General features: G+C 46.1%; 16 protein-coding genes and 2 other annotated features. All 16 genes read left to right on the top strand.

The genetic code is table 11. The features are described from left to right. The first annotated feature begins 143 nt into the window (after positions 1-143). Positions 144-357, top strand: a binding site (T-box leader). 48 nt (positions 358-405) lie between these two features. The 16 genes from thrS to KKC1_RS06475 all read left to right on the top strand — a co-directional run bounded on the left by thrS (position 406) and on the right by KKC1_RS06475 (position 15,565). Further along, the gene (gene thrS, locus KKC1_RS06550; protein ID WP_088553684.1) at positions 406-2,310 is read left to right on the top strand and encodes a threonine--tRNA ligase; all 1,905 of its coding nucleotides are present in this window, start codon (positions 406-408) and stop codon (positions 2,308-2,310) included. Positions 2,311-2,412: 102 nt separating this feature from the next. After that, positions 2,413-2,542: a sequence feature (ribosomal protein L20 leader region), on the top strand. A 30-nt stretch (positions 2,543-2,572) separates the two neighbouring features. Continuing rightward, positions 2,573-3,085: a translation initiation factor IF-3 gene (gene infC / locus KKC1_RS06545; protein ID WP_088553681.1), complete on the top strand. Its 513-nt coding sequence runs from the start codon at positions 2,573-2,575 to the stop codon at positions 3,083-3,085. A gap of 19 nt (positions 3,086-3,104) precedes the next feature. Then, positions 3,105-3,302, top strand: a complete 198-nt coding sequence (gene rpmI / locus KKC1_RS06540; RefSeq protein ID WP_088553680.1) for a 50S ribosomal protein L35 — start codon at positions 3,105-3,107, stop codon at positions 3,300-3,302. Positions 3,303-3,326: 24 nt separating this feature from the next. Further along, positions 3,327-3,686 (top strand): 50S ribosomal protein L20, encoded by a 360-nt coding sequence (gene rplT / locus KKC1_RS06535; RefSeq protein ID WP_088553679.1) that lies wholly within the window; start codon positions 3,327-3,329, stop codon positions 3,684-3,686. Between the two features lie 110 nt (positions 3,687-3,796). Next, positions 3,797-4,447, top strand: a complete 651-nt coding sequence (locus KKC1_RS06530) for a potassium channel family protein (protein WP_088553678.1) — start codon at positions 3,797-3,799, stop codon at positions 4,445-4,447. 18 nt (positions 4,448-4,465) lie between these two features. Beyond that, positions 4,466-5,266: a TrmH family RNA methyltransferase gene (locus KKC1_RS06525; RefSeq protein ID WP_088553677.1), complete on the top strand. Its 801-nt coding sequence runs from the start codon at positions 4,466-4,468 to the stop codon at positions 5,264-5,266. Between the two features lie 227 nt (positions 5,267-5,493). Next, positions 5,494-6,177, top strand: a complete 684-nt coding sequence (locus KKC1_RS06520; RefSeq protein WP_202819971.1) for a TerC family protein — start codon at positions 5,494-5,496, stop codon at positions 6,175-6,177. Between the two features lie 147 nt (positions 6,178-6,324). Then, positions 6,325-7,713 carry a hypothetical protein gene (locus tag KKC1_RS06515; protein WP_088553676.1) on the top strand — a complete coding sequence of 463 codons (1,389 nt, stop codon included), beginning with the start codon at positions 6,325-6,327 and terminating at the stop codon, positions 7,711-7,713. A gap of 112 nt (positions 7,714-7,825) precedes the next feature. After that, positions 7,826-8,719 (top strand): DMT family transporter, encoded by an 894-nt coding sequence (locus KKC1_RS06510; RefSeq protein ID WP_088553675.1) that lies wholly within the window; start codon positions 7,826-7,828, stop codon positions 8,717-8,719. A gap of 90 nt (positions 8,720-8,809) precedes the next feature. Next, a complete protein-coding gene (locus tag KKC1_RS06505) occupies positions 8,810-9,550 on the top strand; it encodes a FadR/GntR family transcriptional regulator (RefSeq protein ID WP_088553674.1) in 741 nt (246 codons plus the stop codon). Positions 9,551-9,695: 145 nt separating this feature from the next. Further along, positions 9,696-10,103, top strand: a complete 408-nt coding sequence (locus KKC1_RS06500; RefSeq protein WP_088553673.1) for a DUF6917 domain-containing protein — start codon at positions 9,696-9,698, stop codon at positions 10,101-10,103. Positions 10,104-10,159: 56 nt separating this feature from the next. Next, positions 10,160-10,615 carry a RidA family protein gene (locus tag KKC1_RS06495; protein WP_088553672.1) on the top strand — a complete coding sequence of 152 codons (456 nt, stop codon included), beginning with the start codon at positions 10,160-10,162 and terminating at the stop codon, positions 10,613-10,615. A 32-nt stretch (positions 10,616-10,647) separates the two neighbouring features. Further along, entirely contained in the window at positions 10,648-12,117 is a 1,470-nt protein-coding gene (locus tag KKC1_RS06490) for a hypothetical protein (RefSeq protein WP_088553671.1), read from the top strand. 26 nt (positions 12,118-12,143) lie between these two features. After that, complete coding sequence (locus KKC1_RS06485; RefSeq protein WP_088553670.1) at positions 12,144-13,418, top strand: FAD-dependent oxidoreductase; 1,275 nt, start codon at positions 12,144-12,146, stop codon at positions 13,416-13,418. 34 nt (positions 13,419-13,452) lie between these two features. Continuing rightward, complete coding sequence (locus KKC1_RS06480; RefSeq protein ID WP_088553669.1) at positions 13,453-13,671, top strand: hypothetical protein; 219 nt, start codon at positions 13,453-13,455, stop codon at positions 13,669-13,671. A 25-nt stretch (positions 13,672-13,696) separates the two neighbouring features. After that, a complete protein-coding gene (locus tag KKC1_RS06475) occupies positions 13,697-15,565 on the top strand; it encodes a cobalamin B12-binding domain-containing protein (RefSeq protein ID WP_088553668.1) in 1,869 nt (622 codons plus the stop codon). Positions 15,566-15,567: the final 2 nt, after the last annotated feature.

Here is a 15,567-nt window from a genome sequence, read left to right as displayed (position 1 = left end):
TCGTAATTTGACGTACACTTTTAAGCCTCGATTGGAGCAGGGAAAATTTTACCCGATACTACTTGACACATTCTAGTGTTAAGGTTGGTTTGACAAACTCGAGGTGTACAAATTATAATAATGTACAGCAGAAAGCAATATGGATAAAGGTAATGACAAGGATGATACATTGACACCCCTACCAGAGAGAAGGTACCGTGGGCTGGAAGTACCTTTTAGGAAGGGTCAATGAAAAACCCCCTTGGAACCTTATGCTGAAAGCAGTAGGCAGTAACGGCTGACCCCCGTTAAGAGGTTTGGAGAGGAAAGACTTGTTCTTTCAAAAAGGGTGGAACCGCGGGCAATCCCGTCCCTTTGGGGACGGGATTTAATAATTTTATAAGCAAGGAGGTAGTAGCTGTGACGATGATTACGATTACCTTGAAAGATGGTTCAGTTAAAGAATATCCGGTCTTGGTAACTCCGGCTCAAGTAGCTCGAGATATCAGTCATAAGCTTGCCCGAAATGCAGTGGCGGCAAGAGTAAACGGTGAGCTGATCGATCTAAACCGACCCCTGCAAGATGATGTGACCCTCGAAATTCTCACTTTTGATGACGAAGACGGACAGAGAGTTTATCGTCACAGTACTGCTCATATTTTGGCTCAGGCGGTACAAAGACTCTTTCCCGGAACGAAATTAGGAATTGGACCGGCGATTGAAAATGGTTTTTACTATGATTTTGACCTTAAACAGACTTTTACTCCTGAGGATTTGGCTGCCATTGAAGAAGAAATGAAGAAAATTATCGAGGCCGATTATCCTTTTGAGAGAGAAGAAATGACCCGGGAAGAAGCCATAAAATTCTTTTCTGACAGGGGAGAAGTTTATAAAGTTGAACTGATTAACGAACTATCGGAAGATACTCCTCTCAGTATTTACCGTCAAGGGGAATTTGTAGATTTGTGTGCAGGACCGCATGTCCCCTCCACAGGCTACATTAAAGCGGTAAAACTGCTTAGTGTAGCCGGGGCTTATTGGCGGGGTGATGAAAAGAACAGAATGTTACAACGTATTTACGGTACTTCCTTCCCGAAAAAGTCCCAACTGGATGAACACCTGACACGTTTGGAAGAAGCGCGTAAGCGGGATCATCGAAAATTGGGAGCTCAACTGGGGCTTTTCAGCATTATGGAAGAAGGACCGGGGTTTCCCTTTTTCCATCCTAAGGGGATGATTTTACGAAATGAATTAGAAAAATTTTGGCGGGAAGAGCATATCAAGAGAGGTTATCAGGAAATCAAGACACCTATTATTCTGAACCGGGATCTGTGGGAGAGATCCGGACACTGGGAACATTATAAGGAAAACATGTACTTCACAGAAATAGATGATCGGGATTACGCAATAAAACCGATGAATTGTCCCGGAGCCATACTCATATATAAAACCGAACAGCATAGTTATCGGGACTTCCCGCTGCGTCTCGCTGAACTTGGTCTGGTTCACCGGCATGAACGTTCCGGTGTCCTTCACGGCTTAATGCGGGTGAGGGCTTTTACGCAGGATGATGCACATATCTTTATGCTCCCTACCCAGATTACTTCGGAAATCAAGGGAGTAATTGATTTGGTGGATTATTTTTATAAAATATTTGGATTTGACTATCATGTGGAGCTTTCCACCCGGCCGGAAAAATCGATGGGCTCCGATGAAATATGGGATAGGGCCATTGCTGCTCTGAAGAAGGCCTTGGAAGAAAAAAACATGAATTACGTGATTAACGAAGGAGACGGTGCTTTCTATGGACCTAAGATTGATTTTCACCTGCGGGATTCCCTCGGAAGAACCTGGCAATGTGGAACTATTCAGTTGGATTTTCTCATGCCGGAAAAATTTGACCTTACTTATATAGGCGAAGATGGCCAGAAACATCGACCGGTAATGATTCACCGGGTGGTCTTTGGCAGCATGGAACGTTTCATGGCTATTTTAACTGAGCATTATGGAGGGGCTTTTCCCACCTGGCTGGCTCCCGTACAGGTTAAACTTTTGCCTATTGCCGATCGCCATCAATCCTATGCGTTTGAACTGAAAGAAAGAATGCAGCAACGGGGCATCCGGGTAGAGGTGGACGATCGTAATGAAAAGATTGGTTATAAAATACGGGAAGCCCAGCTGCAGAAGATTCCGTACATGTTAATAGTTGGGGACAAAGAAGTGGAAAATGAAACGGTAGCTGTGCGTAAAAGAACTGAGGGAGACCTGGGAGCAGTCCCGGTAGGTCGGTTTATTGCCGATATTGAAGCCGAAATTGAAGCTAAATCATAAGTAATTCTATGCGGCCAGAACTAACTTTAAAAAATTGCGCTGGGAAAATATTGACGCTTAAAAGAGGTTATGCTATACTAGTCAGGTAAAATTCAATAGTGTAACATAAAGTAGAAGCCGTCCGCTTCTCACCTTATGGCGCCTCGAGCTGCTTATAAGGTTTATTACAATGGTAAATGGTAATAGGAGTGCTTTTTTTGGCGGATGGTTTCATCCGCTTTTTTTCTGTATAGAGGGGTAAATTAGCCGGAGGTGACACAACATTAGTAAAGATTTAAGAATTAATGAGGAAATTCGGGCGCGGGAAGTAAGGTTAATCGACGTAGAGGGTCAACAAATAGGTATTATGCCGCTACGGGATGCGTTGAAGGTGGCCCAGGGAAAAGGCCTTGATTTAGTAGAAGTAGCGCCAAATGCTAACCCGCCGGTATGCCGTATTATGGATTACGGCAAGTATAAGTACGAACAGAGTAAGAAGGAAAGAGAAGCTCGCAAAAAACAAAAGGTAATTAACGTAAAAGAGGTTAAACTGCGTCCGAGCATTGAAGAGCATGATTTCCAAGTTAAACTCCGCAATGCGATTCGTTTTTTAAAGCATGGGGATAAGGTCAAGGTGACGATTATGTTCCGCGGCCGGGAAATTTCTCATGCGGAACTGGGTAAAGAGCTGTGCGATAGATTGGCAGAGGAGGTCAAAGATTTAGCTTCTGTAGAGCGGCCTCCAAAGGTAGAAGGTAGAAATATGGTTATGATTCTAATGCCTAAGCAAGAATAGATTGAGAGGAGGCTTACAGATGCCCAAGATGAAAACGCACCGAGGTGCAGCCAAACGTTTTAAGCTTACGGGTAAAGGAAAAGTTAAGCGGGCGAAGGCTTTTAAATCTCACTTATTGGAAAAAAAGAGTGCTAAAAGAAAGAGAAAGTTGCGCCAGGGTGGATTGGTGAGCGCCGCAGACCGGAGGAGAATCAGGAAATTATTGCCGTATGCTTAGGAACATTGGAAGGGGGTAGTTTTTATGCCGCGCGTTAAAAGGGGAGTTACAAAACGAAGACGTCATAAAAAAATTCTTAAATTGGCTAAAGGATACTGGGGAGCTAAATCGAAATTGTTCCGACCGGCTAACGAGCAAGTTTTAAAATCTTTGGCTTATGCTTATGCTCACCGCAAAAAGAGAAAAGGTGATTTTCGGAAACTGTGGATAGCTAGAATTAATGCTGCTGCAAGATTAAACGGTTTGTCTTACAGCCGCTTTATTAACGGCCTTAAACAAGCGGGAATAGAAATTAACCGAAAAATGTTGGCCGAATTGGCTGTGCACGACCATAAAGCTTTCTCCAAGTTAGTTGAAGTAGCCAAGGAAAAATTGAATGCCTAGGGCGACGGTGGTCGCCTTTTCTTTTTATGCTATCGAAAGTATTAGATTTTCAAGGGCTTGAGAAGTATAAAACAATAGACAAAGTATGATGGTGTGAGGGGTGTTGGCTTATGAAAAAGAGTTTTGTAGTGATAGGTTTGGGGCGTTTTGGCAGCAGTCTGGCTAAGACTCTATCTCAAATGGGGCACGAAGTTCTGGCTGTTGATGTCTCTGAAGAAAGAGTGCAAAATATTTCGGAGTATGTAACCCATGCAGTTCAAATTGACGCCATGGATGAAGAGGCCCTGAAGACTCTTGGGGTGCGTAATTTTGATGCGGTAGTGGTGGCTATAGGACAAGATGTACAGGCCAGCATTTTAGTAACTTTGATATTAAAAGAACTAGGAGTTCAAAGGGTGGTAGCTAAGGCTTTAAATGAAATGCATGGTAAAGTTTTGGAAAGAGTGGGTGCCGATCAAGTTGTGTATCCAGAGCGGGATATGGGCATCCGACTGGCCCATAACCTGATAGCTACTAATGTACTGGATTATATTGAACTGGCTCCAGATTATAGTATTGTGGAAGTAGCATGTCCGGCTGAATTTCACGGTAAAACTCTGGGCGAGCTAAATCTAAGAGCCCGGTACGGCGTCACTGTAATAGTCGTTAAGAAGGGAAATGAAGTTCTGGCTGCTCCTGGTGCTGATGTCAGGGTTTATGACGGTGATGTTTTGGTAGTGATAGGTTCAAAAGAGGGATTAAAGAAGTTGGACATAGGTTAATGGAGGCGTCTGCACAATATGAAGATTCTTACCTCCCGTCAGAATCCTTTAATAAAGCTGGTTGCCGCTTTACAAAAGCGTAAGAAACGAGAAGAAACCGGCAAATTTGTAATCGAAGGAATTCGAATGTTGGAAGAAGCGCTAGTTTCGTCTGTGGCATTTGATTTTGTGCTGTATTCCCCTGAAGTGGGGAAAACTTCACGAGGCAAAAAACTACTGGAGGAAATAGAGAAGAAAAACATTAAAAGCTATCCGGTGGAAGATAATTTGTTTAGAAAGTTATGCCGGACGGAAAATCCGCAGGGAATACTGGCTGTACTTTACCAAAAGAATTCAAATCTGTCTCAAATATTCCGAATCCGACCGGGCATTCTGCTAATAGCTGACGGGGTTCAGGATCCGGGAAATTTAGGCACCATGATACGGACGGCTGATGCAGTATCGGCAAGCGGAGTAGTGGCTACGGAAGGGACGGTTGACTTTTACAATGATAAGGTCTTACGTGCAACTATGGGGTCCGTGTTTCGCATCCCTTTGATCCGCGTTGCTACCGGAGAATTAATCAAAGTCTTACGTCCTGCAGGAATTAAGCTGGCGGTTGCGCATGTGGCGGCCAAAACTGATTACTGGGATGTGAACCTTAAGCCTCCAGTAGCTCTGGCGGTGGGGAATGAAAACAGCGGGCCTTCTAAGGTACTTTTGCAAGAGGCTGATATTTTGGTCAAAATTCCTCTACCGGGCAGAGCAGAATCGTTAAATGCTGCGATAGCGGCAGCCCTTCTTTTATATGAAGTGGTACGTCAAAGTAAAGAAGTGTAAGACATCTGGCTGAAAAGCCAGACCATATATTTGTTCGTGAAAATTATTACTACCTGAATTTTTTTATTTTTCAGCAGGAAAAAGAAAAATCTTGTCGAATAAAATCCTCATCAATGATGAGTGAATGAACAATAAGAGGGAGGGGGCGTGATAAAAGATAGTTCAGCCATTTATTTATAAAAAACAATCCTCATCCGTGATGAGCGAATATTTAGGAGGGTTCGTTGTTGGATTTAATATTACCTGTGCTTAGTATTATAATGATCGATCTAGTGTTGAGTGGTGACAATGCAGTAGTAATTGCCATGGCCTGTCGTCTTTTGCCGGAAAAGGATAGGAAAAAAGCCATTTACCTGGGAACATTTGGCGCCGTATTTTTAAGAGTTATCCTGGCTACCGTGGCCATACAGTTGTTGCGTGTGTCTTTCTTGCGGTTGATAGGAGGTTTATTGCTACTGGTTATAGCTCTCAAACTTTTAAGAGAAGAAAAAGAAGAAAAAGAAGTCGATGCGGCGAGCAATTTGTTTCAGGCTATTAAAATCATTATAGCGGCGGATTTTGTTATGAGTCTGGATAATGTTCTTGGAATTGCAGGGGCAGCCCGAGGACATGTAGGCTTGCTGGTGTTTGGTTTATCGTTGAGCATTCCCATTGTAATTTTTGGTAGCCGGGTACTTCTCGCTTTAATGGAACGCTTTCCGATAATCATCCAGGCTGGGGCTGCGGTACTGGCTTGGACGGCTGGTGAGATGATTGTATCCGAACAGTTTATAAGCCATTGGGTTGAAAATCAGATACCCGAATGGTTGGTGCCGTTAACCGCCATTATTCTGGTTCTAGGTATTGGCCAGCTTTTAAGACAAAAAGAGGTTAGGAGAATTGAGAATTCACTATCTGGTGATGAGCGGTAGTTCGTTGATCTTACATAAGGAAAGGAGGTTGGAAGGGGAAAAGCAGGAAGTTCAAAATCTCTAAACGACAGCTAGGGGCAACGGGGAGATTAGGGGATTAATTATCTGAAACATCAAATCTTACTTAAAAAGTTTGGAGGTGCTGGTGTGACTTTAGCTCATTGGTTATACGTCTTAGGGGTGTTGGTGGTTGTTCTAACCATGATACTCCGCCGAAATGTAGTTATTCCGTGTATTGTATTCACATTTTTAATTGGCTTGGTGTACACCGGTAATCTGATAACGGCGGTACAAGCGGTATTTAATGCCAGCCTGGTGGCGGCGAAAGAATTATTTGGTATTTTCTTGATCATTAGTTTAATGGTAGCCATGTTAAAGTCTATCAGCGCTACCGGCGGAGATGAATTGCTGGTTAAGCCAATGAGTAAATTAATGGTTTCTCCGCTGGTAAGCTATATAGTAGTTTGCGTAGCTACGGTCATAATTTCGTTGTTCTTCTGGCCTACTCCGGCTGTTCCTTTGATCGGAGCGCTGCTAGTACCTGCGGCGGTAAGAGCCGGACTCCCACCTATGTTGGGTGCCGTGGCCTTAGCCTTGGCCGGACAGGCAATGACTCTCGCCGGTGACGTGATTATCCAGGGTGCTCCCGGTTTAACGGCGGCATCTGCGGGGGTTGCTACAGAACTGGTCACCTGGAAGGGAGGACTGCTGACTCTCATTGCCGGAGCGGTAGCTATTCCTTTAGGATATATTTTAAATCGAGAAGACATCAGAAACTTCCAGCACCAAAAGGCGGAAACCGCGGCTACGGCAGAGATGTCTCTTCCCGTGGGACAAGCTGAGGAGAAAAAGGTAGATTTGACCAAAGGTAAGTTTCTGGTTTATTTGCTTATCGCAGCAATGATCGGTGTAGTAGTTTCTATGTTTGGTTTTGATATCAAAGGCGGCGATGCTTCGGCCTTGTTGGGCGGGGTAGCTCTTTTGATTATGCTTGTAGCTACGGTTACGATCGACGGTATCGGTGGTTTTGACAAAATGGCAGACTATGTGGCCGACGGCCTAGTGTTCGCCTTCAAAGTAATGGGGCCCATAATTCCTATTGCTGGCTTCTTTTTCCTGGGAAATCCTGAAGTAGTGGTTAATATTCTGGGTGATGGGGCTCCCGGTTTCTTGTTCGACGTAGGAGAAATGGTGGCGAAGGTTATTCCGCCTACCGGGTTCATGGCCGCCTTCGGATTGTTAATCCTGGGTGCAATCACCGGTTTGGATGGTTCCGGCTTCTCGGGATTACCGGTTGTGGGAACGTTAGCTGGAGCTATGGCTTCGGGAGATGCCAATGTTGCGGCTACCCTGGGTTCTCTGGGTCAGCTGGGAGCAATTTGGGTAGGTGGCGGTGCTCTCGTTGCCTGGAGTTCTCTGGTGGCTGTTGCTGGTATTGTGGGCGTTCCCGTACTAGACCTGGTGAGGAAAAATACTATACCGGTTATCGCGGGACTTGTAGTAGCTACTATTTTTGCGGTGTTATTCATGATGTAATCGGTCTGATAAGCTTGGGCCTTGAAGTATTATTCAAGGCCCAAGGCACTGTTTCACGACCTGTTTGCTATTGACTTGCCGGAGAGAAGTAACTGAGGGGAAGGGCTTCCAAATGGGAATTGTGTTTGCTCTGGTCACGGCTTTCAGCTTCAGTGCCAGCAGTATATTTGTCAAAAGAGGACTGCGCTATGGCTCCAGTGACAGTGCTGTATTCTACACTATTGCCGCTAACGTAATCTTTTTCGGAATCGGAATGACTTTCCTTTTTCGTGGTCAAACTGAAATCTATAATACCAGCGGTCTGATCATTTTTTTGATCTCTGGCATTTTGGGACCCGTTTTCGGTCGTTTTTCCCTTTATAAAAGCATCAGTTACATCGGGGCTTCCCGGTCGGCGTCACTCAAAATAATTTCTCCGGTTTTTTCGGTATTCCTGGCCTTTCTGTTCTTACGAGAATGGTTGAACATTTTTTCCTTGCTGGGCATGGCTGTAGTATTGACGGGTGTTTATCTGCTCAAGGATGAAACGGAACGCACCGGCAGAGAGAAGGACAACTTGGCCCAAGACAGACTATGGTTTGGTATTTTATGGGGTTTGTTTTCTGCCTTCCTCTTCGCCGCCACAAATGTAGCCAGAAAACTCGGTTTAAGATTTATTCCTTCCGCTATAGTTGGTTCCGCGGTTAGCACTTTTGGAGGGTTGGTTGCGTTTACCATCTATTACTTGGCTAAAGGCAAACTGCGAGAGATCATCCTGGTGGAACGCCCTGCGTTGCAAAACTTTCTTATCGCTGGTTTATTGACGTGTTCGGCTATCTTCAGTTATTTTGTGGCTCTATCTTACGTATCGGTACCGGTAGCGATGACTATTGCTAATACGGAACCTTTATTCACTTTGGCGTTGAGTAAACTGTGGAGAGAAAAAGATGAAGCGATAAATTTGAGGTTGGTCTTCAATGTAGCTTTAATTGTGGCTGGAGTAACTATAATAGCTATTTTCCAATAAGAAAAATCAACCCTTTCGGGCATTGTCACTGATTAAAACGTTATGTTAAAATTAGTTAAAATCTTGGATGGGTAAAACGGAGGTTATCTGATGTTAAGTGAGCGCAGACAACTGGAAATGAAGATCTTGTCGATTATCCACGATGGAAGGGAACCTGTTGGCTCCGGGACCATTAGTGAGCAGTTACGGCAGGCTGGTATTAAGGTAAGTGAAGCTACTGTGGGAAGAGTTTTAAGAGGGCTCGATGCTCAAGGCTATACCGAAAGAGTAGGTTATCAGGGTCGAATAATCACCGCAAGGGGCCTGGAACAATTGGCCGAACTACGTCGCGAAAAAGAGAAATTATCCTATGGTTTTGAGCTAATAAAACTGGTTCATAGTACCAGCAAGGAGAATCTTATTGACCTGCTGGTAGCTCGCAGGGCTATTGAAGGGGAGACTGCTTATTTGGCAGCTTTAAATGCTACCGAGAAGGAGATATTACAACTCCACGAAATTCTGGAGCGGCAGAGATCCCATTACAGATTTGGAATAGGTGGCGCCGAGGAAGACTTGAAGTTTCACGGGCTAATTGCTGAAATGGGACGAAACAAGGTGCTGCAGGCGGCCCTGAAATTAATCAGGCAGGACGGCCAGTTGGGACCGGTATTAGAATATATTCGCAAAGAAGTGCATAGCAGTATTGTGGTCGATCACGAAAGGATAGCCCAGGCCATTGCGGACAGAAAAGCTGAAGAAGCTCGAGCGGCTATGGTTACGCATATAGAAAATCTTATGGCAGACGTTGAAAAATACTGGGATCAGGTTATTAAAAAAAATAAAACGGGATAAAAAATATGGAGATAAGAAGGAAATTGATAATCATTGTCGAATGTTTCTTTTAAATGTAAATTTTTTTCTACGACGACCATCATCAATGATGAGCGATTAAGGGGGTGATTTTATAGTAGACCGTATTGATCCATACAAAGCCAAGATGTTTAAAGAGAACCCCTATGCATTAAAGAAAGAGATAAACGGACGATTGGTGGTGGTTTTACGGGGTAAATTGGAGAAACGAGGCTTAGAGCTCATCAGCTCTATTTCCAGGGTGGTGAAGCAAGGGGAAATTCACGAGTTGATAGTTACCACTCAGGAAGCTAGCCCGGGAGGTACGGTAGAGCGGGTTGCCTACATTGGCTTCGTGGAAATTTACCAAGGAGGAGTAATTGTAGTCGGCGATGGGGTATATTGCGGAGAACAGTACCTGGGACAAATTGTCGGCTTTGAAGAAACTCATATGCCTAATCATTTAAATTTGGTGATCAGGTCTGATGATTTCAGCAGCGGGTTGGAACGAGGACTGGAGCTGGATATGAAAGTGATTTTTAAGCAGAGAAAATAAATAATTGTCATCAATTGCACATCACTGATGAGGAACTAACGGGGAGGTCGAGGTGCGTGATTGAGGAAAAGTTAAAGGAACTGGGATTACAACTGCCGGAAGCACCTGAGCCGTTAGCTGCTTACGTTCCGGCAGTCAAGGTTGACAAATGGGTATACACAGCAGGTCAGATACCCCTGATAGGGGGCAGTTTGAAGTATAGAGGGAAATTAGGAAGGGATTTGACGGTAGAGGAAGGTTATAAAGCGGCGGAGATCTGCGCCCTCAACTGCTTAAGTGTTATCAAGGCAGCTGTGGGAAGTCTGGACCAAATTGAGAGAATTGTTAAGGTAGTCGGTTTTGTTAACAGTGCTCCCGGATTTATTGAACAGCCTAAAGTTATTAATGGCGCTTCGGAACTTTTGGGAAAATTATTTGGTGAGGCCGGTCAGCATGCGCGTTCGGCTGTAGGGGTAAACGAGTTGCCTGCCGATGCCCCGGTCGAGATTGAGATGATAGTTAAACTTAAATAATTAATTCTTAAGAAAGGAGATGATTTAATACTATGGCTAAATTTAAGTTTAAGTATCAGATGTACAAACATTTGCAAAACAGCATTTCCCAAATTTACGCGGAAGCCAGGAAGGCTGCCGATGAAATCGGTATTCCAGGTGATTTGAGAGGAAAGTTTGGTTTAACGGGTGCTATTTCCGGCTGCCCTGCTCCGCTCCGGGATGATATCATCCGAGCGGGGGAAATTGAGGCGAAAAAGGTGGTTCCTCTTGCCCACTATGTGGAAGAAATGAGGGGACTAGTTAAGGAAGTTTACGGCGATGAGTATGATGTATGTCCGGTAAACACCTGCGAGGCCGGATTGTGGGTTACTTTTGACACTCTGTTCACCCCGCCCAATCAAGGAAGGGGCGATAATTACCGGGCTCGTTATATCGCTCCTTACGAAAAGCACTTGCATCACCAGGGCAGTTATGGAAGACCTTTCCCCGCCCGGTACAAGGACATCTTTGCCGACCGCGGTACAACTGCCGGAGAGTTAGGATTTTACGGTAAGCGGCAGAACAACCTGGATACCGTTATCGTGCCTCTGGTAGGTGCCCGCTATGACGTTCACGGTATCAAGTATCATCCAGTGCCGCTGTTAACGGGAGTTGATCCGGAAGCTTCCGCCCAGGTTATTGCTGAACATGCTGAAAGACACGGCGCTTTTCTAACCGGTTTTACCAGCTTGGGTTATGACACTCCGGGATACGGTTACGGCGTTAAAGATGAGAACGGTACTCCTGTGTTACAAAAGAAAATTGCCGAGTTAGCCAAGAAATACAATGTTCCTTACGTAATCGACAATGCCTGGGGGCTGCCATTCATCGGTACCGACATTACCAAGAACGGTGCTACCATCCAGATTTATTCCATGGACAAGGCTACCGGTTCTCCCATAGGCGGGTTGATTATCGGCAAAGAAGAATACATGGTACCCATTCGCCGGGCTCTGGGAATGCACGGCGATCGCTACGGAACTATAGCCTCCTATGGTAAGGCTGCCTATGTGACTCAGGATCCCGGTAAAGAATCTCTGGCGGGAATGCTGGCCGCCTTGAGAGTGCTGAAAGATAAACCGGAGGTTTTGAATAAGCCCCTGGATGAATTGTACCGTATCGTAACCGAAGAGTTTGCGGCGATAGAACTGCCGGAAGAAATCAAACAGGGGATTATCATAAGCAAGTCATACAACTCCAACGCGGTGGAAGTTAACTATGAAGGAACCTGGAAAAACGGCATGGGTATTCCCATTTTCTCCATTGAAGATATGTATGCGGGGAGCAATATCTTCCAAAGCGGGTTAGCGCAGATGGGAGTAATACCGACTATCGCCTATGACGCCAACATTTTCATTTCACCGGGATTGGGTACTACAGATGATGACGGCCAGCTAATTGAAGAACGGGCCCGCTATGCGGTCAAGGCTTTAGTTAAGTTAATTGAAATTACCTGTAAGTATGCCGGTATTTTAGATTAATCTATCAAAATTAAGGGGGGTGCCACATGGCTAAGGTAGTTGTTGTAGGCGGAGGCTGGGCCGGCAGTGGAGCCGCCTTGGCGGCTGCTCAAGCCGGAGCCGAGGTAGTCTTACTGGAAAGGACTGATATGTTACTGGGGACGGGCCTTGTAGGCGGTATCATGCGCAACAACGGCCGTTTTACCGCCACGGAAGAGGCCATAGCCATGGGTGGCGGCAAGATTTTCCAAGCAGTTGACGGAGTTGCCCGGCACAAAAACATCGAATTCCCCGGTCATAAGCATGCTACCCTCTATGATGTAGCTAAAATCGAACCGCAGATCAGAAGATTGCTGCGGGAGGAGGGTATCGAAATACGCCTCAAGAGCAGGGTTACTGACGTGAAGATGGTTGGACCGGGAGTAATTGGGGCGGTAGTGACGGAGGACGGAGAAGAAATAGAGGGAGACGTTTTTGTGGAAGCGACAGGTACTGCCGGTCCGATGGGTAACTGCAAGAAGTATGGTAACGGTTGCGCCATGTGCATTTTGCGTTGCCCCACTTTCGGTCCCAGGGTGAGCATTGCGGCCAAAGCAGGCGTCAAGGAATTTATGGGGCAGAAAGCCGACGGCAGTATCGGGGCCATGAGTGGCTCTTGCAAGTTACACAAAGAGTCTTTAAGTAAGGAAATAGTGGACAAGCTGGATAGAGATGGAGTCGTGGTAGTTCCAATTCCCGGACACCTGCGCAAAGAAGGTGCCCTGGAAATGAAGGCGTGCCAGCAGTATGCCTTGAAGGAATTTGCCGAAAATATCGTCCTGTTAGATACCGGCCATGCCAAGCTGATGACCCCCTTCTATCCCCTAGATATGTTGCGGCAGATTCCCGGATTTGAGGAGGCCCGGTACGAAGACCCGTATGCGGGTGGAATCGGAAACTCAATGCGTTACCTGGCTATTTCGCCGCGGGATAACTGCTTGAAAGTTGAAGGTATGGAAAACCTCTTCTGTGCCGGGGAAAAGGCAGGCCTGTTGGTCGGCCATACGGAGGCCATTGTTACCGGTTTACTGGCCGGTCATAACGCCGTCCGTAAAACAAGGGGTCAGGAACTTCTGGAGATACCCACTTCTCTGGCTATTGGGGATGCTATAGCTTATGTAAACGAGCAGATGAAGACAGAAGAGGGAAGAAGGAAGAAGTACACGTTCTCGGGTTCCGTCTATTTTGAGCGGATGAAGGAAAAGGGACTTTATACTACCGACGTAGAGGATATAAGAATGCGGGTAGAAGCAGCAGGGTTGACCAACGTTTTCCTGGCCTAAGAACGAAAATTTAAGGCTCAAGGGGGCGGTTTTCATGGAGAAAGCTATCCACAAGGTGGCAGATGCGGTAGACGTAGAAACCTTTATTATATGTAGAAACGAGAGCGAAGGGAAAAAGCTTGCCATTCAACTGTTGCAGGAGATGGGTTTTACCGATACGGATATAGTGTCTTTACAGTTCACCGGTCCTGGAGCGAGGGTTAGGGCCCGAGCTTATATTCACCGGCCCGGATCTCACTACGGTTGGTTATAAACGAAAGACATCAGGGGTGATGGCAGTGACGGCAATTAAGAAAGTGTTATTAGCTCCGCTGGATCCGGTTCATGATATCGGGCTTAAAATTATGAAGCGATATCTCGATGAAAAAGGTTTTTCCACCATTCTCTTGCCTCCAGACCTAAAAGCAGAGGAAATTATTCAGAAAGCTATCGAGGAAGAAGTAGATGCGGTTCTAATCAGCCGAACTTTGGGTTATCGCGTGGCGGAAATGCTGGCCAATTTTGTGGACCTGGCCGACGCGGCAGGTTTAAGAGACCGGGCTAAACTGGTTATTGGAGGTAAAGCCATCAGGCCGGAGCTGGCGGCAGAATTGGGCTTCGATGCAGGTTTCGGACCGGGGACCGAACCGGAAGAACTGATAGCTTTCCTGGAAGACCGTCCTTATATCCCTCCCATTGACAAACAAAAGAAGGATAAGAAAGACCTGTGTCAGGACTTTTCCTACCGGTACCGACACGCCAGGATTAAAGAATATCTGGATCAAATTGTGGATGATATCCTGATTTGGGCTGGAGATAAGACCTCCCCCGGGGTAGAACGGGCACTGGTAAGAGAAAAACTGCTGGAGGCCGAGAGAGAATACGAAACAGGAAAAATGAGCGAGCGCCAGTGGAATAAGATCCGGGAAGAATTGTTGGAAGAATACTTGTATTATGCTGACGATGTGGTGAAGCAGTTTTACCGGGAAGGGAAGGTTCCGGCCAAAAGTCGGCAGCTAACACAAACGGAAATAGAATCATTGGAAAAGTATGTTCAAGAGACGGAAGCACGAATGAGTACTACCAGGGTTCAGCACGTGGCTTCAAATCCCACTTTGTTTATCCAGTACGGTACCGGCTGTCCTTTTATGGATATTGCTCATATTAAGATTGCTGAATCCTGGGGCGCGGACGGTGTTATCCATTTTGACCCCTCCTGGGGGGCTCGGACGGAAGGGTTGTTGGAAGGTTATTTAACCCACGAGGAAGACGGTTCGATTATTACCCAGGATAACTTGCGCCGGATCAGGAACTCTTTAAGTCCTTCCACTCTTTGGCAGGTAAGAGCGCACCGGGGCCTGAATACACCGGAAACAGTGCTACTGGCCGGTTATACCGGTGCCGATCTGACAAAAATCAATATAGCTTACGGGTCACTGGGAGCGGGTACCGACCCGGAACGCATGTGCATTGACGGCATAGCAGCTATTAAATACGCTGCCCGTTTCGGGATGCCCTTCGACGTAGTTACTAACGAAGAGTTATGCGGCGTTCCGGCTTACAAAGCCTTTGCCGGAATGTTGATCGTAGCTCACCTGACCCTCCGCCTGGGAGGAAAGCCCATTTTACAACCCTTGTTCTGCTATTCTCCGGAAATGATGATTTACGGCGGAATGAAAGATAATTACGTTGATTTCAACGCGGCCAAAATTTCGGCTTTGCGGGAAATAATTGACGCACCCATCTGGCCGGGAGCGCCCATAGGATTTCTGACTCATACCGAAGACCGGGTGCAATCATCGGTTACCACCGCCCTCCACGCTGCTCTGGCTTCTTCCCTGGGAGTAGTCGCCATCTCTATAGCTTCCTCCGACGAGGCCTATTCAGGAGGGCCCATTGTTGGAGCCTCCCGGGTGGATACTCTACAGGCGGTAAAGGAAGTATTCCGCTTTTTCGGCAGTACCAGCATCACCCCGACCGGTCAGGCGGAAGAATTCAAGGGACAAATTATAGATGGAATTGAAAGTGTCTTAAAAGAAGTTCTGGTCAAAGGTTCCTTTGTCAGAGCTTTATACGAGGGAGTGTTGGGCAGCAGGGAAGATGGGGCTTATCCCGGCAGGGTCGGCCGGGGCACAGTGATCAAGAAAAAAGCAGCTCGGGTGGGGTAGAT

The organism is Calderihabitans maritimus, from assembly GCF_002207765.1.
GTDB lineage: Bacteria > Bacillota > KKC1 > Calderihabitantales > Calderihabitantaceae > Calderihabitans > Calderihabitans maritimus.
This window is presented reverse-complemented; position numbering and strand designations above follow the sequence as displayed.

What these genes read in the sequence shown, in the direction of transcription:
- KKC1_RS06485 (WP_088553670.1), top strand. Translation starts at nt 12,144, where the DNA reads ATGGCTAAGGTAGTTGTTGTAGGCGGAGGCTGGGCCGGCAGTGGAGCC.
- KKC1_RS06490 (WP_088553671.1), top strand. Translation starts at nt 10,648, where the DNA reads ATGGCTAAATTTAAGTTTAAGTATCAGATGTACAAACATTTGCAAAAC.
- KKC1_RS06530 (WP_088553678.1), top strand. Translation starts at nt 3,797, where the DNA reads ATGAAAAAGAGTTTTGTAGTGATAGGTTTGGGGCGTTTTGGCAGCAGT.
- KKC1_RS06510 (WP_088553675.1), top strand. Translation starts at nt 7,826, where the DNA reads ATGGGAATTGTGTTTGCTCTGGTCACGGCTTTCAGCTTCAGTGCCAGC.
- rplT (WP_088553679.1), top strand. Translation starts at nt 3,327, where the DNA reads ATGCCGCGCGTTAAAAGGGGAGTTACAAAACGAAGACGTCATAAAAAA.
- rpmI (WP_088553680.1), top strand. Translation starts at nt 3,105, where the DNA reads ATGCCCAAGATGAAAACGCACCGAGGTGCAGCCAAACGTTTTAAGCTT.
- thrS (WP_088553684.1), top strand. Translation starts at nt 406, where the DNA reads ATGATTACGATTACCTTGAAAGATGGTTCAGTTAAAGAATATCCGGTC.
- KKC1_RS06505 (WP_088553674.1), top strand. Translation starts at nt 8,810, where the DNA reads ATGTTAAGTGAGCGCAGACAACTGGAAATGAAGATCTTGTCGATTATC.
- KKC1_RS06500 (WP_088553673.1), top strand. Translation starts at nt 9,696, where the DNA reads ATGTTTAAAGAGAACCCCTATGCATTAAAGAAAGAGATAAACGGACGA.
- KKC1_RS06525 (WP_088553677.1), top strand. Translation starts at nt 4,466, where the DNA reads ATGAAGATTCTTACCTCCCGTCAGAATCCTTTAATAAAGCTGGTTGCC.
- KKC1_RS06480 (WP_088553669.1), top strand. Translation starts at nt 13,453, where the DNA reads ATGGAGAAAGCTATCCACAAGGTGGCAGATGCGGTAGACGTAGAAACC.